We start from the raw sequence: 23,363 nt of genomic DNA on the forward strand, positions 1-23,363 counted from the left end.
TCAGCTTGGCTTTCCGACCGCGTTAGGTGCACTTTTATGAGCGAAGCGAGAGGGGAGTGCAGGCCACGCAAAGTTATCGGGGTTTGCGATAGTCAAAAGCCACTGCTTAACGGTTTCGTCGATAAATTCATCGCCCTCTAATAAAGGCGCGGTAAAGGTCAATGTGCCGCTTTTCAAAGGTAATGAAAGTATAAAGGCGTGCAAATACAATCGGTCGGCACTGCTACCGCCGTAAAGTGAATCCCCTAAAATAGGTGCGCCTATGCTTTTTAAAGCAACTCTAATTTGGTGAGTCTTACCTGAATGGGGCTTTAATAAAAAACCGCGGATCCCTTGTTTTGCCGACTGGCTAAAAAATTGAGTGACGGCGGGGTTGTCAGTGGTTTTTAGCAAAATGTGTTGACCACCTCGTCGGTTTTTCATGTCGCCGATGATTAAGCCCTGCTTTTTCTTCGGCTTTTTATCACTGAGCGCTAAGTAGTACTTACTTACCTGGCGAGTCTCGAATAGCAAACCAATTTCTGCTGCCAAATGCTCATTTTCAGTAAGGCATAAACAGCCAGAAGTGCCGGTGTCTAAGCGGTGGCATAGAAATAATTGAGGTACATTTAACTGCCGTTTTAATAACTCGACTATACCCAACTCCGGTTCAAGCTTTGAACCAAGTTCTGCATCGAGTTCTGAACCAAGTTCTGTTTCAAGTCTTGTACAATGTTTTGAACCGTGCTCGCTATGCGTAGGTGACCTAGTATGCATGGCAATGCCAACGGGCTTATTGACAACAATAACCCCGTTGTTTTGATAAATAATAGGAATGTGCTGCACTACCTAACTTCACTTAACGACTAGGGTTGCTAGAGCTTCTTCGTAGTCTAATTCGTCCACCGCCTCAATAATTGCTGCACGTTTTTCATCGCTAAGGTTCATGGCATTTAGCCAGTCATCGAGGGTAGTTTGTGAAATAAACTCACTGGCTTTTAGCGCTGCCACTAGCTGTTTCTCAGCGCGCTCTGCAGCTGCGCTATTTGTCACATTATTCGTCACATTAGTTTGCGTTTCAGATACAGCGGGCTCAGCAGTCACGCTGTCTATTTCGGCAACCGTGTCATTAAGCAATGCAACAAATTGAGGGTAATTATCGGGTAGCTGTTGCTCGTTTCTAATTGCGCTTTCTATTTGCTTGCTGTCATTGTGAAGTGCGAATAAGCCCAAGTTACCGGTTACACCTTTAAGCGTGTGCATAAGAGAGTAGGCGTCGTCATACTGCTCTTTTTCCATAAGCGCTTGTAAGTTTGCATCTAAATTTCGGTATTCATCTGTAAATTTACCGAGTAGGGTAAATAAGAGTTTTTTGTTCCCGCTTAACTGCGACATTCCAAATTCGAGATCGACTAATGTGGTTGACTTGTCCATGCAAGTATCCTTCTACAACACGTTAAGGCGACGTTATTCCAACGTCGTTGGTCATTGCTTTACTACCATTGAGCGAAACAACATGGCACTGGTTTACATTACCAGAGATGATAGAGCGTATAGTGGTGATAGTGTATTTCAAGATCGCACAAATTAATACAGCCATAGCGTTGCCTGTACAAGTAAAGCATTAAAAATTCTGTTAATCTTCAATGCAAATGCAACGCCCTCCTCCTGTTGTAAAATAATAAAAACACCGCTTTAAAAAGCGCGGTTTATAACGTTGTTAGTTAAAAAGGAAATAACATGCCGCTACATCCCTCCATCCGTATCGTCTGCATGGCGCTTCTAGTGTTAATCATTGGCGCTTGCCAACGGGTGCAGGTAGAACAACCGCAAGAAGAAAACTCAGTTTCTATTCCTTTTGAGAAGTACACCTTGGATAACGGCCTAACCGTCATCCTTCACGAAGATAACTCAGACCCACTTGTGCACGTAGACGTGACTTATCACGTTGGCTCTGCGCGGGAAGAAGTTGGCAAATCAGGATTCGCCCACTTTTTTGAGCACATGATGTTTCAAGGGTCAAAGCACGTTGCTGACGAACAGCATTTTAAGGTTATCACCGAAGCAGGTGGAAACTTAAATGGCACAACAAATACAGACAGAACCAATTATTTTGAGACCGTACCTGCTAATCAATTAGAAAAGGTTTTGTGGCTTGAATCTGATCGCATGGGCTATTTACTTGAAGCGGTAGACCAGAAGAAGTTCGAGAACCAGCGGGAGACCGTCAAAAACGAAAGGGCCCAACGAGTCGATAATCAGCCCTACGGGCTTCGATTTGAGCTAAACGGCGAAGCGCTCTATCCCGAGGGGCACCCTTATTCATGGTTAACAATAGGCTACGTTGAAGATTTAGACCGCGTAAACGTTAACGATTTAAAGGCATTCTTTAAACGTTGGTATGGACCAAACAATGCAGTGCTCACCATTGGCGGCGATATTGATGTGGCCAAAACAAAAGCCCTTATTCAGAAGTATTTTGGCGATATACCCGCAGGGCCAGAGGTTACGGATGCTAAGCCTCAGCCTGTGACGCTTGATGAAACGCGGTACTTAACCTTAGAAGACAAAGTACATTTGCCCCTGCTGCAAATAACCTACCCCACCGTTTATGCCCGTCACGTTGATGAAGCGCCTTTAGATGTGTTGGCCAATATTCTTGGCGGTGGTAAAACGTCGTTGTTTTATAAGAACTTGGTAAAGCAAGGAATGGCGGTGCAGGCCGCTGTGTCTCACCCCTGTCGCGAGCTAGCCTGTGAGTTTCAGCTATTGGCCTTAGCCAATCCCGCTAAAGTGACATCGCTAGCGACACTTCAACAAGCGCTCAACGATACATTAAAAGAATTTGAAACCCGAGGGGTTACCGCCGATGACCTTGCCAGAACGAAAGGTCAGTTAGAATCTAGGACGGTATTTGGGCTTCAAAGTGTTTCGGGTAAAGTCTCTGCGCTTGCTGCAAATGAAACCTACTACAACACGCCCGATCTCATTGCAGAGGACATTGCGCGATACAATTCGGTTACCGCTAGCGACATTATGCGTGTATACAACGACTATATTAAAGACGCCAACAGCGTTGTATTAAGTGTTGTGCCAAATGGCAGCCCTCAGCTTGCTGCAGCAGAGCCCACTTTCGAGCGACCCACGCGCACATTGCCAGATGACCAATTACAACCTGAGCATCAATCAGCCTCTGATAAGCACAAAGGTGACAATGAGTCGTTCGCTAGCGCAGCGTCAACGTTTGATAGAAGCATTATGCCAAGTGCTGGGCCTGCGCCGGTTTCTAAAGTGCCAGACTACTGGGAACGTTCGCTACGTAATGATATTAAGGTACTTGGCGTAACCAGTAATGAAACGCCAACGGTAACCATAACCTTAGGCATGGACGGTGGCATGTTGCTAGATCCAGAAGGCAAAGCAGGCACCGCTTACCTTACGGCGCTACTGATGAATGAGACCACGAAAAACTACAGTAATGAAGACTTAGCAAACGAACTTGCTAAGCTAGGCAGTTCAATTCGCTTTAGCACGGGTGGAAGGTTCACTCAGATGTCGGTGTCTACCTTGACGAAAAATATTAAACCCACGCTGGCGTTGATGGAAGAGAAACTGTTTAACCCTGCATTTACTGAAGCAGATTTCTCGCGCATGAAAGAACGCGTTCTGCAGGGCTTGCAGCAGCAGGCAAAAACGCCCTCTAGCCTAGCGCAGAGAGCCAAAGACTTAATTTTGTTTGGGGAAGAAAATCGAGTAAGTTTGCCTGATGGAGGCACTATAGCGTCGGTAAACAATATTGCTTTGGATGATGTAAAAGCATTTTACGAGCGCTATTATTCACCCGCAAAGGCCAGCATGGTTGTTGTGGGTAACCTGACGCCAGAGCAGACCATGGAAGCGCTTGGCTTTTTAAATAACTGGGAAGGGCAAGACTATGATTTTGTCGATTACCATGAATTTCCTCAGTACGAAGAACAAAACCTGTATGTAGTACACAGTCCTGATGCGGTGCAGTCGGTGGTGTATATTGTGGATAGAGGATTACCCTTTGATGCCACAGGCGAATATTTTAAATCTCGTCTTATGAATTTCCCGCTAGGTGGAGCCTTTAACAGTAGGATCAATTTAAATCTACGAGAAGATAAAGGTATAACCTACGGTGCGAGCAGTGGCTTTGTTGGTGGAAAAACCTTAGGTTGGTTTGAAGTGAGTACTGATTTAACCGCAAAGGATACTGCACTGGGCATTACAGAGATTTTTGCCGAGATAAATGCGTATAAAGAAAAGGGCGTTACTGAGTCTGAAATTGAATTTATGCGAAATGCCTTTACATTAAGTGATGCATTGGCATTTGAAACACCCTCTAGCAAAGCTCGCTTTTTACGACAGTTGCTCAGCTATGACTTGGAAAAAGGATATCGAGACGAGCAGCTCGACATCATTAACCGCATAGATAAAGCGGCTATTAACAGGCTAGCAAAACAATATTTGAATGCTGATAAGATGCAAATTATTGTAGTGGGTGATAAGACAAAGATTTTGCCACAGCTGAGCTCATTAAATATACCGATGGTTGAATTATCGGTAGAGGACAACAAGCGAGAAGCGTTAGACTAAACAGCCAACGTATCTTGAATTTACACTATTGCCGCCCATGACTTCTAAACTGGGCGCAATAATGACATCACGGAATACCATTTTGACAGCAGACAACACTTGTTTCGACGCGCGCGTTAAGGCGCTTAAATCGCCAGAATTTTTAGCCTCGTTAAAAGACATAAAGCGTGGTGTAGAGCGAGAGGCGCTTCGAATCAATCCAAACGGTACGTTGGCACAAACGCCACATCCTAAACCGTTGGGCTCGGCCCTGACTCACGAATCTATCACGACAGACTTTTCTGAGTCTTTGTTAGAGTTTATTACTCCTCCAGAGGCAAGCTCAGCAAAGACCGTTGCACAACTTCAAGATATTCACCGCTTTGTTGCAGATAATATTGAAGAAGAGCAAATTTGGCCGCTTAGCATGCCCTGCTTTATTGATGATGAGACCGAAATTCCCATTGCCTACTTTGGCGAGTCTAATGTGGGTAAAATGAAGCGTGTGTATCGCATCGGGCTTAAAAATCGCTACGGTAGTATGATGCAGGCTATCGCGGGTGTTCATTTTAACTTTTCCTTACCAGAGAGCTTTTGGGCACTGTGGGCGAAACAAAACGGTACTACTCATTCACAAGAGCAAACGTCGGCAGAGTATTTTGGCCTTATTAGAAACTATCGTCGCTTATGCTGGCTAATTCCTTATCTGTACGGTGCGTCTCCTGCGTTGTGTAGCTCGTTTTTAAACGGCAAAGAATACAGCCTTCCGTTTAAAAAAGTGGGTAAAGGTACACTGTATATGCCTTACGCCACATCGCTTAGAATGAGCGACTTAGGCTATACCAGCGCAGAACAGTCTTCGCTAAAAATTTGCTACAACGAATTGGATAATTACGTTCGTTTGTTGCGCGAAGCGATGAGCACACCTTCCACTCGTTTTGAGCGATTTGCCTCAGGTGAAGGCGGAAATTATCAGCAGCTCAATCACAATATTATTCAAATTGAGAACGAGCTTTATTCTCCTATTCGTCCTAAGCAGCCTACTGAGTCAATGGAGAAACCCACCGACGCTCTCGTAAGGCGCGGCATTAGCTATATTGAAGTACGTGCATTAGATGTAAACCCGTTTTCTGCCATAGGCATCTCTGATACACAGTTCGATTTTCTTGATGTATTTCTGCTTTCCTGTTTGCTGATGCCCAGTGAAGCGTTAGACGAACAACAGCTTAATGAAGCAAAAGAAAATATGGATCGCGTTGTATTGGAAGGACGAAACCCGGAGCTAATGCTGACAGAAAACGGCAACGCGGTATCCTTACCTCAATGGAGCGAAAAGCTTTTTGCATACTTTGGTCAAGCGGCCACATTGCTTGATGAAGCGAATAACACAAAACAATACACCAAGGCGGTGAGTGACGAATACGCTAAAACTCAAAACCCCGCTTTAACCCCTTCAGGGAAAATGCTTCAGTCTCTGTTAGATGGTGACAAAGACAATAGTATTTTTGGGTTAGAGTTAGCGCAGAAATACAGCAACGAAATGAAAGGGTTTGACTACACGTTTACCGATAGTGCTGAGTTTGTTAGACAGGGCGAAAGCTCTTTTGACGCACAGCGAGAAATAGAGGCGTCAGATGAAAAAGACTTTGATACCTTTATTACTGACTATTTTGCCGAACCCCAAGCAAAAAAAAATGCCTGACATAGGTCAGGCATTAAAGGGTTCCAGGGAAACACACATTTTACTAGAACATTAATTAAGACACGCTATGAGCCAAAAGTTCAAAAAATGGGTTGTTTTTTTATCAGCCCTTATCGTTCTTTTTCCGCTGTTAATCGCGGGGTGTGCCACAACGCCCCCGAAAAACAGCAGTAACTTGTGTGAAATCTTCTACGAAAAAGAAGATTGGTATGATGCTGCTGCCGATGCAAGGGATAAATGGGGCGTTCCCATTCACATACCCATGGCGATGATGTACCAAGAGAGCTCCTTTAGACACGACGCACTGCCTCCCAGAGACTATGTTTTCTTTGGATTGGTTCCTTGGGGAAGAGTGAGTTCGGCGTATGGTTATTCACAAGCGAAAACGCCTACGTGGGAAGATTACATAAGAGAAACAGATAGCAGTGGCGCAGACAGAGACGACTTTGAAGATGCCATTGATTTTATGGGCTGGTTTATCTACAAATCGCAAAAGGTTAATGGTGTGTCTAAGTGGGATGCTTACGCCCAGTACCTTAATTACCATGAAGGTTGGGGCGGGTATAAGCGCCGCAGCTACGATAGAAAGCCATGGCTTAAAAAGGTGGCATCAAAGGTCAAAGCGCGCTCGTTACGCTATGCCACTCAGCTAAAAACCTGTGAAGAAGATCTTCAGAAAGGTTGGTTTATGAAGCTATTCAGCTAAAGCTACTTCGTAATGCGTTTGTTCTTGTCGCTCTGCGGGCTATTATATGCTCTTTGAAATTAGACTTTGAAATTAGCCTATTGAGCTAGCGTATTAATAAGCAGCATATATCAAAACAAAATCATAAAACATTAGAACAAAAAAAGAGGGGGTAGATTATCTCTACCCCCTCAGCGACGCTAAGCTAAGACCGTTTTTTTGACCCAACGTCGAACAGGCATACTCAATGTATTGCAAATGAGAATGATTTGCAATAGCAATTTGATGTATTTTTGTGACCCTTCTATTTCTTGATGCAGATCAAGATACCCATGCGAAACCATTCATCCTTTTTACGCTGTTGATCTAGATCATAACCACAGCTCCCGCACTCCCATAAACTTCAACTATAGATTTTTTATTCACGTGCTTGTTTACGTGCTAATTTTTCGTACTTGTGGAGAGAACAATTATGTTGTGGACAATGATTAAAGATCCGGTGGTGTGGGGTTCGCTGTTAGGTATAGGTATTATTGTTGGAATGATGGTGTACTACACCTATTTGTTTATGCACAACAGCGCGGCTGGAAAATAAAGCTGGTTGCTTTAAAAGGCAGAGGCAGTCAGGCCTCTATCTTCAAAAAATAGAGTGCAGCTACTGTTTACCAGCCATTACCGGCACATCAAGCAGTACCAGTAAAGCAGCTTTACCGCCATACTCTAATGGGGCCTGGTGAAACGCTTTAACGTGGGGATGTTGAACCAAGTAATGGGGCAGGGCGGCTTTCAGTACGCCTTGACCAAAGCCGTGCATAATACAGGCGCAGTCTACAAGGTCTTTTCTCGCGGCGTAAATGAGCGCGGCAATTTCATCTTTTGCCATTTCTCTGGTCAGTCCGTGAAGATCTAAATGTAGCTCTGGCGAAAAATCACCTCGTCGCAATTGCTTTAACACGTGGGTGGGCACATCACTGCGGCAATAACGCATCGGGCCTTCTTGTGGCAATACGGCTTGGTACATGTCTGAAAAGTTAAACGACGCAGCAAGTTGTTTACTGTGTTTAAGATTTTTAGCCGACGACTGTTGTTTCTTTTTAAACAGCTCTACTTGCTTATTTGGCTCTACTTTATCTTGAGCCAACGGCTTTACGCCAGCCATGGCGTCGGTAAACGAAAAGGTCTCTTCTTGAACAGCAGGCGCGTGCGTACTTTGCTGCTTTTTCAACGCTTTCAATTCTTTTTTAAACACTTTCATAATGAATCTAATCTGCATTGGGCTTTCAAAGAAGTAAGAAGCTTCTATCAAAAGCGAGCGTTAATAAAATACCTTTCGACGCTGCTGCACCCACAGTTAATTATGTGAATTAGCATGAAGTTTGGGTATGATACCAGCTTTCAAAATATTGATGTACCCAAACGCTATGACCGATAAGTTTTACCTAGAAGAAGCCATTGACGATCTGCATACATTGCTAGATATGACCCGATGGGCAACAAGCCGTTTTAATGACGCTGAACTCTACTTTGGTCACGGCACTGACAATGCGTGGGACGAAGCCACAAGCTTGGTATTGCAAGCCCTTCACCTTCCACACCCTATCTTATCGTCAGTGGGAGAACATATATTGTCTTCTCGCCTTACAAAAAGTGAGCGTGAGAAAATAGCAGAGCTTGTATTAAAGCGTGTACAAACACGCATGCCTTTGCCCTACATTACTAACGAAGCATGGTTTTGCGGCATGCCGTTTTATGTTGACGAACGAGTGCTAATTCCTCGTTCACCCTTTGCTGAGTTAATTCAAAACCACTTCTCGCCGTTTGTAGAAAACGAACCGTCGAACATTCTTGATATGTGTACTGGGGGAGCCTGCATTGCAATAGCACTTGCACATGCTTATCCAGAAGCGCAAGTAGATGCGGTGGACATTAGCTCAGACGCACTTGAAGTGGCAGATATCAACATACAAGAGCATGGCCTTAGTCATCGCGTTTATCCCATTCAGTCTGATTTATTCACAAGCCTTGAAGGGCAAAAGTACGATTTAATTATTTCAAACCCGCCGTATGTTGATGCACAAGATATGGCAGATCTCCCAGAAGAGTATCATCATGAGCCAGAACTCGCGCTAGCCGCAGGAGAAGATGGCCTTGATTTGGTAGATACCATGTTGCGTCAGGCCCCTTCGTATTTAAATGATGGTGGTTGGCTATTTATCGAAGTGGGTAATAGCGAAGTGCACATGAATGAGAGATTTCCTGGCTTAGAAGTTATTTGGTTAGAATTTGAAAACGGCGGCCAAGGCATCTTTGCTGTGAATAAAGACACACTGGTTCAGTATTTTAGTAGTAAGGATTAATGGTTAATTATGTCAGGTAACAGCTTCGGAAAACTTTTTACTGTAACCACGTTTGGAGAAAGCCACGGTATTGCCATTGGCGGTGTTGTAGACGGATGTCCTCCAGGGTTGGAAATTACTGAAGAAGACCTTCAGGTTGATTTAGACAGAAGAAAGCCGGGAACCTCTCGCTATACTACTGCTCGTAGAGAAGATGATGAGGTACAAATCCTTTCAGGCGTTTTTGAGGGCAAAACAACGGGAACCAGTATTGGCCTGTTAATTAAAAACAAAGACCAACGAAGCCAAGATTACGGCAATATTGCCGACCGGTTTCGTCCAGGCCACGCCGACTATACCTACGATCAAAAATATGGCAGCCGCGATTATCGCGGAGGTGGTCGCTCATCTGCTCGCGAGACAGCTATTCGCGTAGCCGCGGGTGGTATTGCAAAAAAATACCTTAAAGAAGTTCATGGTATCGAAGTGTTGGGTTACCTATCTCAATTAGGCCCCATTGCCGTAGAGAACGTTGACCACTCTATTACCAATACCAATCCTTTTTTCTGTCCAGACGAGAGCAAACTAGACGCTCTCGACGAATACATGCGCGATTTAAAGAAGTCTGGTGACAGTATTGGCGCGAAAGTGTCAGTGGTCGCTAAGAACGTGCCTGTAGGACTTGGTGAGCCAGTGTTTGACAGACTAGATGCAGAAATTGCTCATGCCATGATGGGTATCAATGCGGTTAAAGGCGTTGAAATTGGCGACGGATTTGACGTTATCAATCAAAAGGGCAGTGAGCATCGCGATACGCTGACTCCCGACGGCTTCGCGTCTAATCATGCCGGTGGTGTACTTGGTGGTATTTCTACGGGGCAAGACATTGAAGTTCACATGGCCTTAAAGCCAACGTCGAGTATTTCTGTGCCAGGTACGACCATCAATAAGCAAAACGAAGAAATTGATATTGTGACAAAAGGCCGCCATGATCCCTGCGTTGGCATTCGCGCAGTGCCTATTGCTGAGGCAATGATGGCGCTAGTGTTGATGGACCATCTATTGCGCCACCGCGCACAAAATATGGGCGTTGTATCAACGACAGCACCTATTTCTGGCAGCCGTTAAACGCTACTGTCTATCGTTTAAAACACTTGGCTTCCAATCTTACATTGTTGGCGCCCTAATATTACGTTAGTGGCGCTTTTTTATATGGTCGGTGTAAATGGAACTTATACATATGGAGATACGCATTGACGCTTTCTAACCATTCTTCGGTTACCAGTAAAAAGTCTCTCATTATTTTAGCATTAACCTATTGGCTCTACTTTGGTCAACTAGGTGTACTTGTTCCCTATTTAGGTATTTTTTTAGACGGTCGAGGCTTTTCGTCGCAGGACATTGGTGAGCTATTTGCTGTTATTACGTTAGCGCGTATTTTAGGGCCCGGACTGTGGGCAGGTGTGGCAGATAAAACGGGCAATGCGGTTGGCATCATGCGACTTGGCTGCCTGCTAACAGTGCTCACCTTTAGCTCGGTGTTTTACTTTTCCAGCTTTTGGGGGCTCACTCTTGCCTTCGGTCTTATGATGATGTTTTGGACTGCAGTATTGCCTCAGCTGGAGGTGATCACAATGAACGCAGTCTCTACGAGTACCGCTAACTACGGGCAAATAAGACTGTGGGGCAGCATTGGTTTTATCTGCTTGACCGTGACTGCGGGTAAAGCCCTCGATATGTTTTCCACCGAAACTCCGGTGTATGTCAGTGTTGGGGTGCTATCGCTACTATTCGTTAGTACATTATTTATTACCGCGCCGGCTAAGAAATCAGAAACTGAAAGTGAGCCTGGAAGTATTTGGACGTTCGTTAAGCAAAAACCGTTTGCGGTATTTATTTTTGCCTCTGCATGTCTACAAATTAGCTTTGGTGCTTTCTATGGCTTCTTTGCATTGTACATGCGAGATCTCGGATACTCTGGTCAGCAAACCGGCGTGTTTATCGCACTTGGTGTGCTGGCTGAGGTGGGCATATTCTTGGTTGCCAGACATCTTATTAGCCGTTTTGGCGTGTGGAATTTGCTGTTTGCGAGTATCGCGTTGACGGCTCTGCGATGGTACTTGCTTGCCGACTTTGCCCAACATATATCGGTGATTGTGCTTAGCCAAGTTATTCACGCATTAAGCTTTGGATTGACTCACGCGGTGTCTGTGCACTTTATTCATCAGTATTTACCCGCAGCATTTCACAGCCGCGGGCAAGCCGTGTATATCAGTATTGCCTTTGGTTTAGGGGGCGCGTCTGGTAATTACCTTGCAGGTCAGCAGTGGTCACAAGGCACCAATGCCTATGAAACCTTTTTAACTGCAGCCGTTTTCGCTGCAGTGGGGGCCCTGTCTCTCTTCTTGTGCTCTAAAAAAGTGATGGATGGTAAGGCACCTCAACAAGCCAAATCAACCCATTAAATTGAATGCCAAGCTTCAGAAGTCCAAGTTTTCACAAGGCCAAGTTTCAGAAGGCCAAGTTTCAAAAGACTAAGTATCAGAAGAAGCGGGGCTAGGGCATTGTGAAATCACGTCGACTTCACCGCTTTTTTGCTCTTGCTCTAACCTGACATCAAATTTCCACAGTCGATGCAAATGACGCATAACTTCCTCTTTTGACTCGGCAAGAGGGATATCGTGTTGAGGGATGTAGCGTAATGTTAAGGAACGGTCGCCGCTTATATCTACGTTGTATACCTGAATATTAGGCTCTAAATTGCTCAAGTTATACTGCGCCGAGAGCTTTTCTTTGATTGTGTGGTACCCCTTTTCATTGTGAATAGCACTTACGCTTATAAACGATTTTGAGGTGTCGTCTTCAAGAGCGAATAGCTTGAAGTCTCGAATAATTTTTGGAGATAAGAACTGACTAATAAAACTTTCGTCTTTAAAGTTCTGCATGGCAAAGTGTACCGTTTCTAACCAGTCCTTCCCTGCGATGCAGGGAAGATAGTAATAATCTTCTTCAGTGGGAGATTGGCATACCCGTTTAATATCCATAAACATAGAAAAGCCCAACGCGTAGGGATTGATGCCGGAATAATACGGACTGTTGTATTCCGGCTGCATGACCACGCTTGAGTGACTGTGCAGAAACTCCATCATAAACCTGTCGCTTACCAGTTTGTCGTCGTACATCTTATTTAGAATGTGATAATGCCAAAAACAGGCCCATCCCTCATTCATTACTTGGGTTTGCTTTTGCGGATAAAAATATTGCGACACCTTGCGCACTATTCTTACAATTTCGCGCTGCCAAGGCTCTAATAACGGTGCATTCTTTTCAATAAAGTAGAGCAGATTCTCTTGTGGTTCACTAGGAAAACGACGGGGGTGTGTATTATGTTTTTGTGCGTTCTCCGGCAGTGTTCGCCATAGCTCATTTACCTGTGATTGTAGGTATGTCTCGCGCTCTTGCTGACGGTTCTTTTCTTCCTGAAGGGATATTTTCTGAGGTCGCTTATACCTGTCTACGCCAAAGTTCATCAACGCGTGGCACGAATCAAGAATATTTTCCACATCCTCAAAGCCAAATTTTTGTTCGCATTCGGCAATATAGTTTTTAGCAAACACTAGGTAGTCGATGATTGAGCCAGCGTCGGTCCAGGTTTTAAACAGATAGTTGCCTTTAAAAAAGGAGTTGTGGCCGTAGCATGCATGGGCCATAACTAACGCCTGCATGGTAATGGTATTTTCTTCCATTAAATAAGCAATACAGGGGCTTGAATTAATGACTATTTCATACGCTAACCCCATTTGTCCTCGTTTATACTGCTGCTCAGTCTGAATAAACTTTTTACCAAACGACCAGTGGGTGTAGTTGAGCGGCATGCCGATGCTGGCGTAGGCATCCATCATTTGTTCTGCGGTAATAACTTCAATTTGGTTGGGGTAGGTGTCGAGTTTGAATGCTTTTGCTATTCGGTCAATATGTTCCTCGTACTCACCAAGCAAGTCAAAGTTCCAATCAGGTCCATCACTAAGCTTATAAAATTGATGGGATAAGGGGGGAGTCGACATAGAATGCTCCTTAACTTGCGTCAGCATCTGCGCGCTTAAATATCTCTCTAAACACGGGATAGATATCAGCTTGAGATTCAATATGCTTACACATGAAGTTGTCGTGGGACGCGCTTACTTGCTCAAACCCTTTCCATAAGCTTTGATGGGGCCGTTCAGTAATCTCAATGTAAGTGTAGTAGCGGCAAACGGGTAATAAATGGTGGGCAAGCAACGCACTGCATTTTGGCGAGTCGTCGGCCCAATTATCACCATCAGAAGCTTGAGCCCCGTAAATATTCCAAAGGCCGTCGCTGTATCGTTCTTCTATGATGTCTTTCATCAGCTTCAATGCGCTTGAAACAATGGTGCCCCCGGTCTCCTGTGAATAAAAGAACTCTTGTTCGTCTACTTCTTTAGCCTGTGTATGGTGGCGAATATACACCACGTCCACATTTTCATAAGTACGACTGAGAAAAAGATAAAGCAGAATATAAAATCGCTTCGCCGTCTCTTTTGTAGCTTGATCCATTGAGCCAGATACGTCCATTAAACAGAACATCACGGCCTTACTGCTAGGAAGCGGTCGTTTGTCATAATTTTTAAAGCGCAGGTCAAAGGTATCAATAAAGGGCACTTTGGCGATTTTGGCTTTTAATGCGGCAATATCCGCCTCTAGAGCGATTCGCTCTTCCGTTACTAAATGCGAATTAGCATGCATGCCTTCATCTATGCTGTCAGTATTATTGCCTTCGTTGCCTTTTAATTGCTCATAGCGTTCCTCTAATTCTCTAAGCTTGCGTTTGTCTGCTGCAGTTAACGCAATGCGCCTGGCCACAGAGCCTTTTAGCGAACGCACAATATCTAAATTAGAGGGAATGCCATCGGTCTGATAACCTGCTCGATACGTTTCGTACTGTGTAACGTGATTGAATTGGTTTTTTTGTAGGTTAGGCAATTCAAGATCTTCAAACAGAATGCTTAAATACTCGTCTTTAGAAATAGAGAAGACAAATTCGTCTTGCCCCTCGCCGTCGTTGCTGGCGTCTCCGTCTCCATTGCCCCGGCCAGCTCCTTGAGGGGGACGTTCAATTCTATCTCCCTCTGAAAACTGGTCGTTGCCGGGATGGACCATATCCCGCCGCCCGCCTTTACCAGTGTGAAATACAGGTTCTGAAATATCCCGTGTAGGAATACTAATTTGTTCACCAGATTCCACATCGGTTACCGAACGCTTACCCACTGCGTCTGACACCGCCCGCTTTATTTGCTGCTTATAGCGTTTAATAAAGCGCTGCCGGTTTATCGTGCTTTTGCCTTTGCTGTTGAGCCTTCGGTCAATAAAATGGGCCATAAACACCTACTTACATAATGATACTCATGTATTAAACTTCGACCTCATACAGAGGAAACTAATACAATGAAAATCCACATGAGTGAGAATTCGATAGGCAGAGAGAAAGCGCGTCTTTATGACGCTTTTCTCACTCGGAGATACCATTCGCAGAGTAATCTTACTTGCTTTTGCGTATAGCCTTTTTCGGTCATGCGGTTAACAAAGTCGTCATGCTTCTTTTGCTCTTCAGTGGAGCCTTTTGTGTTAAACGAAATGACGGGCAACAAATCTTCAGTATTTGAAAACATTTTCTTTTCAATTACGGTGCGCAATTTTTCATAGCTGGTCCACGAAGGATTGTTGCCGTTGTTATTCGCTCTGGCGCGAAGCACAAAGTTTACGATTTCATTTCTAAAATCTTTTGGGTTGCTTATTCCCGCTGGCTTTTCCGTTTTTTCAAGCTCTGCATTTAGCGCCTCACGGTCGAATAATTGACCAGTTTCGGGGTCTCGATACTCTTGGTCCTGGATCCAAAAGTCAGCATACGTGACATAACGGTCAAATAAATTTTGACCGTATTCCGAGTAGCTTTCTAAATAGGCCGTTTGTATCTCTTTTCCAATAAATTCTACATAGCGTGGCGTAAGGTATCCTTTCAAAAATTCGAGGTATCTGTCTGCAACTTCTTGATTAAACTGTTCGCGCTCAATTTGTCGCTCTAAAACGTAGAATAGGTGCACAGGGTTTGCTGCCACTTCTTGGCTGTCGAAATTAAACACCCTAGATAAAATTTTAAACGCAAAGCGAGTTGAAAGGCCTTCCATGCCCTCATCAACTCCCGCGTAGTCTCTATACTCTTGATAAGACTTCGCTTTTGGATCTGTGTCTTTTAGGCTTTCTCCGTCATACACCCGCATCTTAGAAAATAAACTTGAGTTTTCAGGCTCTTTAAGACGGGAGAGAACAATAAATTGAGCCAAACATTCCAATGTGTAGGGGGCACAGGGCGCACCGTGTAACTCACTGGTGTCCAACAGCTTTTTATAAATCTTAATTTCTTCACTCACTCGCAGGCAGTAAGGCACTTTGACAATGTACACCCTGTCTAGAAACGCCTCGTTGTTTTTGTTATTGCGAAAGGATTGCCATTCAGATTCATTAGAGTGAGCCAGTATCAGACCATCAAACGGCAATGCCGAAAATCCCTCTGTCGGATTGTAATTACCTTCTTGCGTTGCTGTAAGCAGAGGATGTAACACCTTGATAGGTGCTTTAAACATTTCTACAAATTCCATCAGCCCCTGATTGGCTTTGCATAGAGAGCCGGAATAGCTGTAAGCGTCTGGATCATTTTGAGCGTATTGCTCTAAGCGGCGAATATCTACTTTTCCTACTAGCGCAGAAATGTCTTGGTTATTTTCATCACCAGGCTCGGTTTTTGCGATACCAGTTTGGTCGAGTATTGAAGGATAAACCCGAACAACTTTGAACTGGGTAATATCGCCATTAAATTCATGTAGACGCTTGCGCGCCCATGGCGACATGATGGTTTTAAGGTAGCGCTTGGGAATACCGTATTCTCGTCTTAAAATGTCACCATCTTCATTTTCATCAAATAGACAGAAAGGGTGATCATTAACTGGCGAGCCCTTGAGCATATAGATTGGAACATTTTGCATTAACTCTTTCAGTCGTTCGGCCAACGACGATTTACCGCCGCCAACAGGACCTAGCAAATATAAGATTTGTTTACGCTCTTCTAATCCCTGTGCGGCATGTTTTAAATATGACACGATTTGTTCAATCGCCTCTTCCATACCATAAAATTCTGAAAAAGCTGGATAGCGAGAAATGACGCGGTTAGAAAAAATGCGACTGAGTAGTGGATCGCTGGCGGTATCAATCCGCTCAGGTTCACCAATGGCTATTAAGAGACGTTCGGCGGCGTTGGCATATGCCAGAGAATCTTCCTTGCAGATTTCAAGGAATTCTCCAATGGTAAACTCTTCCTGTTTACGCTCCTCATAGCGACTTTGATAGTGCTCAAAGATACCCATAAATACCCCTTAGAAAACGGAACCCCGTACTTTCATGTTAGTAGGTATTCTTAAAAAGGTAAGGTTTTGTAGGTTAACTTTTTTAGAGAGTGTTTGTCGCTGAACACAAAAAAGCCTCGCTAGTGCGAGGCTTTCATATTCAGCTATTTGTAGCGATTTATTTCTATTCAGAGAACGCTCTGTGTAGCGCTCACCCTGTCTAGAAAGAAAGGTCGCTTACGCTAGGTTGCTGTTCGCAAATTCCCAGTTTACCAGTGCCCAGAAGTTTTCTAGGTACTTAGGACGAGCATTACGGTAATCGATGTAATACGCGTGTTCCCAAAGGTCAACAGTTAGGATTGGCGTTAGCGAGTCGCCTGAAATAGGTGTTTCAGCATTGCTTGTATTAACAATGTCTAGGCTGCCGTCAGCTGTTTTTACTAGCCACGTCCAGCTTGAACCGAAGTTGTTCACTGCTTTGTCATTAAACGCTGCTTGGAAGTCAGCGAATGAGCCCCATTTTGCATTGATTGCGTCAGCTACTGCACCTGTTGGCTCGCCGCCGCCATTTGGGCTTAGGCAATTCCAGTAGAAAGTATGGTTCCAAACTTGAGCTGCGTTATTGAATACACCGCCTTCAGAAGCCTTAATGATTTCTTCTAGGCTCTTGCTCGCCATATCAGTACCTTCCACTAGGCCGTTAAGCTTAGTTACGTAGGTAGCGTGATGCTTGCCATAGTGGTACTCAAGTGTTTCAGCAGAAATATGCGGTTCTAGTGCATTTTGTTCGTATGGTAATGCTGGTAATTCAAAAGCCATGTCGGTCTCCATGATTAGTTTATAGATATAACGCTATTAACCCTCTAAAGCCTGCAAATAGAGGACAACGTGCTAATTTAGCTCACTAATATCGTTATGTGTATTGTTTCGAAATAAAGGGTTTCGAAATAAAGCATAACGTAGAAGTGGGGATAAAGTCTTATAACTCAATGACAAAATTATGAATTTTTTGTCTATGCTTGAGAGAAGTAAATAACAATATAATAGATAGCCACGTGACCTTTCAACAGATCACTTTATAACGCGTGTTTTATTGGCGCTGTTAAAGCGACTGCCGCGTTACTTTATTCATTAGTAAGCATATTGGCGGTTATGTTAGACACCGGATAACGTCACAATAAGATAATTTGTGTTATTCTGCCCTTGATAAATGTAATGAGCATTCCCACTTCCTGAGTATTAACTATTCCGCTGAGAGGATCCAATGGACAATACTGAAAGCCAATCGACGATTGACAGAATTAAGCAACAAATTGAAGAGAACCCAATCCTACTTTATATGAAGGGCTCACCTAAGCTTCCAAGCTGTGGATTTTCTTCACAAGCTTCACAGGCGCTCATGTCATGTGGTGAGGCCTTTGCTTATGTTGATATTCTGCAGAACCCAGACATCCGTGCAGAGTTGCCTAAGTATGCAAACTGGCCAACGTTTCCACAACTTTGGGTTGATGGCGAGCTAGTAGGCGGGTGTGACATCATTATTGAAATGTTCCAGCAAAACGAGCTGCAGCCTTTAGTCAAAGAAACGGCTGAAAAACACAAAACTGAAGAGTAATTAGAAAATCTTAATTCTCTATTGAAAAGCCGGCTTTAAGTCGGCTTTTTTGATTAAAACCACCCAAAAACACACCGCTTTCAATTCCGCTAAAACTATATAGACAAGCCAGAAAAATAAATCCTCTACGCCTTGAAAAAATATTTTTATTTTATCGAAAAAGGTTTGTTTTTTAACACGTTACCCTCTATAAAAAACCTGTGCTGACACAGCAGTCGTCAGTGTTGAAGGTCTAATAAAAAAATACTTTATCGTAATCACTCTGGTTATGGTTTAAGGCGCAAAAGCGCCAAAGCTGATAAAGAAAACTCCGGGAAAACACCATGAAAACACACTTGTCTTTATTGACTAAAAACGTACGCAGCGTACTAGCTGCTTCTGCTGCGTTTTCCGTTATTGCTGCCGCGCCTGTTTATGCGCAAGAAGCAGATGACGAAAAGAAAGCGGAAGATTACGAACAAATTGCGGTTGTTGGTTCACGTGCAGCACCACGCTCAATTGGCGATTCAGCAGTGCCAATTGACATCATATCCAGTGAGGATTTTAAGCAACAGGGTGCCACTGATATGGTATCTATGATGCAAACGGTGGTTCCTTCATTTAACGTGAACGACCAGCCAATCAACGATGCATCAACATTAGTACGCCCAGCAAACTTACGCGGCATGGCAGCGGACCATACTCTTGTTTTGGTCAATGGTAAGCGTCGTCACCGCTCAGCAGTTATTACTTTCCTTGGTGGCGGCCTTTCTGACGGTGCACAAGGTCCAGATATTTCAGTTATTCCAGCATCTGCATTAAAGCAGGTAGAAGTACTTCGTGACGGCGCCGCTGCACAGTACGGCTCAGATGCCATCGCAGGTGTTATCAACTTCGTCCTTAACGATGCATCAGAAGGCGGCACGTTTGAAGCCCGTTACGGCTCGTTTTATGAAGGCGATGGTGACATGATCCAGCTTTCAGGCAACATTGGTCTTCCACTGTCTGATGCGGGCTTCATCAACCTTTCTGCAGAATATCGTACTGCAGACGATACCTCTCGCAGTGTGCAGCGTGATGACGCAGCAGCACTTGTTGCTGCTGGCAACACCTTTGTCGCAGACCCTGCACAAATATGGGGTTCGCCTGAAATTAAGCACGACATTAAGCTGTTCGCGAATGCGGGACTAGAGCTATCAGACTCTTCAGAAGCCTACATGTTTGGTAACTATGCGGTGCGCGAAGTTGAAGGTGGCTTCTACTACCGTAACCCACACACTCGCGGCGGTGTTTTCGCTAATGACGGCTCGCTTCTTGTGGGTGACTTAACTGGTGATATGTCGGGCAACTGTCCAACAGACATAGCCCCGGGCGCAAACGTGTTGACGAACGACCGTTATATCAATGAAGTGGCGAACAATCCTGATTGCTTTGCGTTCAACGAAATTCTTCCTGGCGGCTTCACACCACGCTTCGGCGGTGAAGTAACTGATATGTCTTTGGTATTCGGTACGAAAGGCGAATTAGACAACGACGTGACGTATGACGTTAGCGTTAACTTAGGCCAGAACGAAGTTGATTTCAAAATCAGCAACACAATCAACCCGTCGCTTGGTCCAGATACACCGTTTGAATTCAGCCCAGGTCGTTACACGCAATCTGAACAAACGTTAGATATAGATTTCACTAAACCTTTCGATGTTGGCCTATACGAGCCACTTTTCGTTGCAACGGGTTTCCAATACCGTCACGAAAGCTACGAAAGTTTTGCAGGTGATACCGCGTCCTATGAAATAGGTCCATTGGCGTCACAAGGTTTTGGCATTGGTTCAAATGGTTTCCCTGGCTTAGCAGCTAATAGCCAAGGCCTTGTGTCTCGTCATAACATTGCATTTTATATTGATGCAGAAGCATACATCACTGAAAACTTCATGTTGGCAGGTGCGCTTCGTTATGAAGATTTCTCAGACTTCGGTGACACCACAAAAGGTAAAATTGCGTTCCGTTGGCAAGCTCTTGAGAACATCGCGTTTCGTGGTGCTTACTCAACTGGCTTTAAAGCGCCAACACTTGGACAAAGTAACGTTCGTAACGTAACAACAGCGTTCGGTACTGGCGGCGAGCTTATCGACCGTGCGACACTTCCACCAACGGATCCAGTATCGCAGCTTAAAGGCGGTGAACAGCTCACTCCTGAAGAATCAGAAAGCATTACTTTTGGTATTGTTGCACAGTTTGACAGCGGGTTATTTATCACAGCTGATTACTACAATATCGAACTTACAGACCGTTTAAGTACTGCTTCGGGCATTGCGCTTACTGATGAAGATATTGCGACCTTGATTTCTCAAGGTATCAATGACGCGTCTAGCTTCTCTGAAATTAGCTTCTTTACCAATGACTTTGATACCACAACGGAAGGTGTTGACGTAGTGGCAAATTACAGCATGGAAATGCTGGGTGGAGACACTAAGTTCTCACTTGCTTATAACTGGACATCAACAGTAGTTGACCGCGCGTCTGATAATATTTCAGATTTCCGTATTCGCATGCTAGAAGACAACCTTCCAGCGGTACGTTACAGCGCAACGGCTAACCACACAAACGGTGACTGGCGTTTCCTTACTCGTCTTAACTATTTTGGCAGCATCTTTGAAGATCACTTAGACTCAGCCCTTCCTATTAATAAGGTGGGTTCTGAATTTACCGTTGATTTAGAAGTAGCGTATAGCTTTACAGAAGACTTTACGCTTACTGTTGGCGCCAAAAACGCGTTGGATGAATACCCAGACGAAAATACGCAATATGCAGGCATTGCTGGGTCGTTATACCCAACAACAGCACCTATTGGTATTAATGGTGGATTCTACTACCTACGAGGCATGTACACGTTCTAACTTGTACGTCTAATAAAGGGAGCTTTTGCTCCCTTTTTACTTACCAAAAATCCGTATTTAAAGCGTGAAAAGCCTGACAAACACAGGCATGATTAGGGACTATAGATTTTAGGTGTTATCCCAAAATCTATATTTCTTGAACATCTGTAAGCAATTCGAAACACATTCATTAGAGATTTATGACCAGAAAGTCGACAGTAGCTGAAACCTTCTTAAAATACCGCAGCAAGTTAATGCGCGCGGTAGGCACTATTGTTGGTACTGATGATATTGAAGATATAGTGCAAGAAGCATTTATTAAGAGCTACGAGGCCGAACTAAAACAAGAAATACAGTATGAACGGACCTACATGCTTAAAACTGCGCGTAATTTAGCGCTTAACCATGTGTCAAAAGCTGAAAATAAAAACAAACAGCATTTAGACGATATGGATATGTTGCCTTATGAGTTGATAGGCCACAGCTTAGAAAAAAATGTAGAAAGTAAAGAGCGTTTCATTCACTTTTGCCGAGCCACAGACACGCTGTCTGCGGATGTGAAACGCGTATTTTTATTGAAAAAAGTCTATGGCATGCGACAGAAAGAAATTGCCGAACTCGTGGGGTTGAGTGAAAGCACTGTGGAAAAGCATGTCGCCAAAGGTCTTTTAATGTGCTCTCGGTATTTGGCCGACCTGTCAAAAGATACTTCGTCACCCCAAGCACCTTTAAGTGCGACTCAGGACATAAGCAGTAGTTGATATGAATAACATTCGCCAATTTTCGAGTAAAGAAGATATCCAAGAGCATGCCTGCTTATGGGTAAGCCGCTTAGACCGCGGTTTGAGAGATGAAGAGCTCGTGGAACTTGATAGCTGGCTTAGCGAGAGTAACGCGCATCGTCAGTCTCTTATTGAAGCGGCTAGCCTCTGGGACGATATGTCTGTGCTCAACGAGTTAAGTGGCTTGTTTCCCGAGTCTCACATGCGGAAAAGTGATGGAAACAGAGCAAAGCGCCAAAACGCTTCTCAACATCGTGGTAAGTGGAGTATTGCCGCAGCCTTCTTGGTAATGACGTTAGCGATTGGGGCGATTGTTCAGCAAGTGTGGTTAGACAATACACCTGAGTTTGCCGCCATAAGCGAAAAAGTAGAGACGAGTATCGGTGAGCAAAAAAATATTATTTTGGCTGACGGGTCGGTGCTGCATTTAAATACGAATTCCATCGTAACGGTAGACTTCTCCCAAAACGCTCGCTCTATTGTATTACTTAAGGGTGAAGCTCACTTTGAAGTGGCCCACGACACATCTCGCCCCTTCTCAGTAACTGCAGGTAACAACACGGTTACCGCGGTAGGAACAGCATTTAATATGCAGTACGTTAACGATAACGCCTTCGAATTGGTTGTGACAGACGGTAAGGTGTTAGTTAAAGATCGGTTCAGAGATTCCACGTCTGCCGAATCTTTGTTTGGTAAGAAGCCTGTTACCGAGGAAGGTCTGCTTATGTTCGCGGGTGAGAAAGCCACGGTGCAAGGCAAAGTGGAGGCTCGCGAAAGTATGTCGAAAAACGATATCGATGATGATTTAGCTTGGCAGCAGGGCATGATCGTATTTAAAGGCGAGCCTTTAGAAGCGGTACTTGCTGAGATAGGACGCTACACGCCGGTGCGGTTTAACATAACAGATGAACGCCTACGTAAACGCCGGGTTGCTGGCTACTTTAAAGTGGGCGATATCGACGGCTTACTGGCAGCGCTGAAAAGCAGTTTTAATATCAATTATGAAAAAATAACCGATACTAGTATTCAGTTATCTGTCGCATCTTAGGCCGTTTTGATAATTGCTAGTAAGTAGCCTAGCAACGTGAAAAATAAACAAAAAAGAGCGGAATACGCTAGTGCTATATAAAAATAATTAGCGCGGTGCTATTGGCCTATTGGCATCCGCTTATTGAATGTGACAATATACGAAAGAATAACAGCACATCGATATTTTACCTTGCAGTACATGCATTTCGCAGACATTACTCATTTTATGAAACGTCAACTTTTTAGTTGGCGTTTTCGTGCTGTGGATTCTCACCACTGTGCTCACAAAAGCGTCGGTCGCAGCGCTAATCCCGGCGCTCATCCTGGCTCCCATGATAGCGCCGCTCGTAACGCCCATGACAGCAACAA

The 23,363-nt window shown here is 44.3% G+C and carries 18 protein-coding genes; 11 read left to right on the forward strand and 7 right to left on the reverse strand.

Going from position 1 to position 23,363, the window contains the following annotated elements; all coding sequences use genetic code 11:
• Entirely contained in the window at positions 1-825 is an 825-nt protein-coding gene (locus JV36_RS19220) for a pseudouridine synthase (protein WP_052010013.1), read from the reverse strand.
• A 9-nt stretch (positions 826-834) separates the two neighbouring features.
• Positions 835-1,413 carry an Hpt domain-containing protein gene (locus tag JV36_RS0108435; RefSeq protein ID WP_032094483.1) on the reverse strand — a complete coding sequence of 193 codons (579 nt, stop codon included), beginning with the start codon at positions 1,411-1,413 and terminating at the stop codon, positions 835-837.
• Between the two features lie 339 nt (positions 1,414-1,752).
• Between JV36_RS0108435 and JV36_RS0108440 the strand changes: the two genes are divergently transcribed.
• The 4 genes from JV36_RS0108440 to JV36_RS19580 all read left to right on the forward strand — a co-directional run bounded on the left by JV36_RS0108440 (position 1,753) and on the right by JV36_RS19580 (position 7,557).
• Positions 1,753-4,596: a M16 family metallopeptidase gene (locus JV36_RS0108440; RefSeq protein WP_442853187.1), complete on the forward strand. Its 2,844-nt coding sequence runs from the start codon at positions 1,753-1,755 to the stop codon at positions 4,594-4,596.
• Positions 4,597-4,657: 61 nt separating this feature from the next.
• Positions 4,658-6,277, forward strand: coding sequence for a glutamate--cysteine ligase (gene gshA / locus JV36_RS0108445; protein ID WP_442853182.1), 1,620 nt, complete (start codon positions 4,658-4,660; stop codon positions 6,275-6,277).
• Positions 6,278-6,344: 67 nt separating this feature from the next.
• Positions 6,345-6,983, forward strand: a complete 639-nt coding sequence (locus tag JV36_RS0108450; RefSeq protein ID WP_032094485.1) for a transglycosylase SLT domain-containing protein — start codon at positions 6,345-6,347, stop codon at positions 6,981-6,983.
• A 451-nt stretch (positions 6,984-7,434) separates the two neighbouring features.
• The gene (locus JV36_RS19580; protein WP_152561496.1) at positions 7,435-7,557 is read left to right on the forward strand and encodes a DUF3149 domain-containing protein; all 123 of its coding nucleotides are present in this window, start codon (positions 7,435-7,437) and stop codon (positions 7,555-7,557) included.
• Between the two features lie 60 nt (positions 7,558-7,617).
• On the opposite strand, the gene smrB is transcribed toward JV36_RS19580, so the two are convergent.
• Positions 7,618-8,217, reverse strand: a complete 600-nt coding sequence (smrB, locus tag JV36_RS0108455; RefSeq protein ID WP_081926583.1) for an endonuclease SmrB — start codon at positions 8,215-8,217, stop codon at positions 7,618-7,620.
• Positions 8,218-8,383: 166 nt separating this feature from the next.
• Between smrB and prmB the strand changes: the two genes are divergently transcribed.
• The 3 genes from prmB to JV36_RS0108470 all read left to right on the forward strand — a co-directional run bounded on the left by prmB (position 8,384) and on the right by JV36_RS0108470 (position 11,763).
• A complete protein-coding gene (gene prmB, locus JV36_RS0108460) occupies positions 8,384-9,319 on the forward strand; it encodes a 50S ribosomal protein L3 N(5)-glutamine methyltransferase (protein WP_032094588.1) in 936 nt (311 codons plus the stop codon).
• A 9-nt stretch (positions 9,320-9,328) separates the two neighbouring features.
• Positions 9,329-10,426, forward strand: a complete 1,098-nt coding sequence (aroC, locus tag JV36_RS0108465) for a chorismate synthase (RefSeq protein ID WP_032094486.1) — start codon at positions 9,329-9,331, stop codon at positions 10,424-10,426.
• A gap of 125 nt (positions 10,427-10,551) precedes the next feature.
• Entirely contained in the window at positions 10,552-11,763 is a 1,212-nt protein-coding gene (locus JV36_RS0108470; protein WP_032094487.1) for an MFS transporter, read from the forward strand.
• 69 nt (positions 11,764-11,832) lie between these two features.
• Here JV36_RS0108470 and JV36_RS0108475 read toward each other — a convergent pair whose 3' ends face one another.
• From JV36_RS0108475 to sodB, 4 genes are all read right to left on the reverse strand, one after another.
• Entirely contained in the window at positions 11,833-13,362 is a 1,530-nt protein-coding gene (locus JV36_RS0108475; RefSeq protein ID WP_032094488.1) for a SpoVR family protein, read from the reverse strand.
• Positions 13,363-13,372: 10 nt separating this feature from the next.
• Entirely contained in the window at positions 13,373-14,695 is a 1,323-nt protein-coding gene (locus JV36_RS0108480; RefSeq protein WP_032094489.1) for a YeaH/YhbH family protein, read from the reverse strand.
• Between the two features lie 116 nt (positions 14,696-14,811).
• Entirely contained in the window at positions 14,812-16,734 is a 1,923-nt protein-coding gene (locus JV36_RS0108485; RefSeq protein WP_032094490.1) for a PrkA family serine protein kinase, read from the reverse strand.
• A gap of 216 nt (positions 16,735-16,950) precedes the next feature.
• Complete coding sequence (gene sodB / locus JV36_RS0108490; RefSeq protein ID WP_032094491.1) at positions 16,951-17,532, reverse strand: superoxide dismutase [Fe]; 582 nt, start codon at positions 17,530-17,532, stop codon at positions 16,951-16,953.
• Between the two features lie 445 nt (positions 17,533-17,977).
• Here sodB and JV36_RS0108495 point away from each other — a divergent pair, with 445 nt between their 5' ends.
• From JV36_RS0108495 to JV36_RS0108510, 4 genes are all read left to right on the forward strand, one after another.
• Positions 17,978-18,328, forward strand: a complete 351-nt coding sequence (locus JV36_RS0108495) for a Grx4 family monothiol glutaredoxin (protein ID WP_032094492.1) — start codon at positions 17,978-17,980, stop codon at positions 18,326-18,328.
• Between the two features lie 323 nt (positions 18,329-18,651).
• Complete coding sequence (locus JV36_RS0108500; protein ID WP_032094493.1) at positions 18,652-21,204, forward strand: TonB-dependent receptor plug domain-containing protein; 2,553 nt, start codon at positions 18,652-18,654, stop codon at positions 21,202-21,204.
• Positions 21,205-21,383: 179 nt separating this feature from the next.
• Positions 21,384-21,944 (forward strand): RNA polymerase sigma factor, encoded by a 561-nt coding sequence (locus JV36_RS0108505; RefSeq protein ID WP_032094494.1) that lies wholly within the window; start codon positions 21,384-21,386, stop codon positions 21,942-21,944.
• 1 nt (position 21,945) lies between these two features.
• Positions 21,946-23,013: a FecR family protein gene (locus tag JV36_RS0108510; protein WP_032094495.1), complete on the forward strand. Its 1,068-nt coding sequence runs from the start codon at positions 21,946-21,948 to the stop codon at positions 23,011-23,013.
• Positions 23,014-23,363 lie beyond the last annotated feature (350 nt).

Source organism: Alteromonas sp. LOR, from assembly GCF_000753865.1.
GTDB lineage: Bacteria > Pseudomonadota > Gammaproteobacteria > Enterobacterales > Alteromonadaceae > Alteromonas.

Coding starts and splice junctions, on each gene's coding strand:
- JV36_RS0108435 (WP_032094483.1), bottom strand. CDS start 1,413: ATGGACAAGTCAACCACATTAGTCGATCTCGAATTTGGAATGTCGCAG.
- JV36_RS0108440 (WP_442853187.1), top strand. CDS start 1,753: ATGGCGCTTCTAGTGTTAATCATTGGCGCTTGCCAACGGGTGCAGGTA.
- gshA (WP_442853182.1), top strand. CDS start 4,658: ATGACATCACGGAATACCATTTTGACAGCAGACAACACTTGTTTCGAC.
- JV36_RS0108450 (WP_032094485.1), top strand. CDS start 6,345: ATGAGCCAAAAGTTCAAAAAATGGGTTGTTTTTTTATCAGCCCTTATC.
- JV36_RS19580 (WP_152561496.1), top strand. CDS start 7,435: ATGTTGTGGACAATGATTAAAGATCCGGTGGTGTGGGGTTCGCTGTTA.
- smrB (WP_081926583.1), bottom strand. CDS start 8,217: ATGAAAGTGTTTAAAAAAGAATTGAAAGCGTTGAAAAAGCAGCAAAGT.
- prmB (WP_032094588.1), top strand. CDS start 8,384: ATGACCGATAAGTTTTACCTAGAAGAAGCCATTGACGATCTGCATACA.
- aroC (WP_032094486.1), top strand. CDS start 9,329: ATGTCAGGTAACAGCTTCGGAAAACTTTTTACTGTAACCACGTTTGGA.
- JV36_RS0108475 (WP_032094488.1), bottom strand. CDS start 13,362: ATGTCGACTCCCCCCTTATCCCATCAATTTTATAAGCTTAGTGATGGA.
- JV36_RS0108480 (WP_032094489.1), bottom strand. CDS start 14,695: ATGGCCCATTTTATTGACCGAAGGCTCAACAGCAAAGGCAAAAGCACG.
- JV36_RS0108485 (WP_032094490.1), bottom strand. CDS start 16,734: ATGGGTATCTTTGAGCACTATCAAAGTCGCTATGAGGAGCGTAAACAG.
- sodB (WP_032094491.1), bottom strand. CDS start 17,532: ATGGCTTTTGAATTACCAGCATTACCATACGAACAAAATGCACTAGAA.
- JV36_RS0108495 (WP_032094492.1), top strand. CDS start 17,978: ATGGACAATACTGAAAGCCAATCGACGATTGACAGAATTAAGCAACAA.
- JV36_RS0108500 (WP_032094493.1), top strand. CDS start 18,652: ATGAAAACACACTTGTCTTTATTGACTAAAAACGTACGCAGCGTACTA.
- JV36_RS0108505 (WP_032094494.1), top strand. CDS start 21,384: ATGACCAGAAAGTCGACAGTAGCTGAAACCTTCTTAAAATACCGCAGC.
- JV36_RS0108510 (WP_032094495.1), top strand. CDS start 21,946: ATGAATAACATTCGCCAATTTTCGAGTAAAGAAGATATCCAAGAGCAT.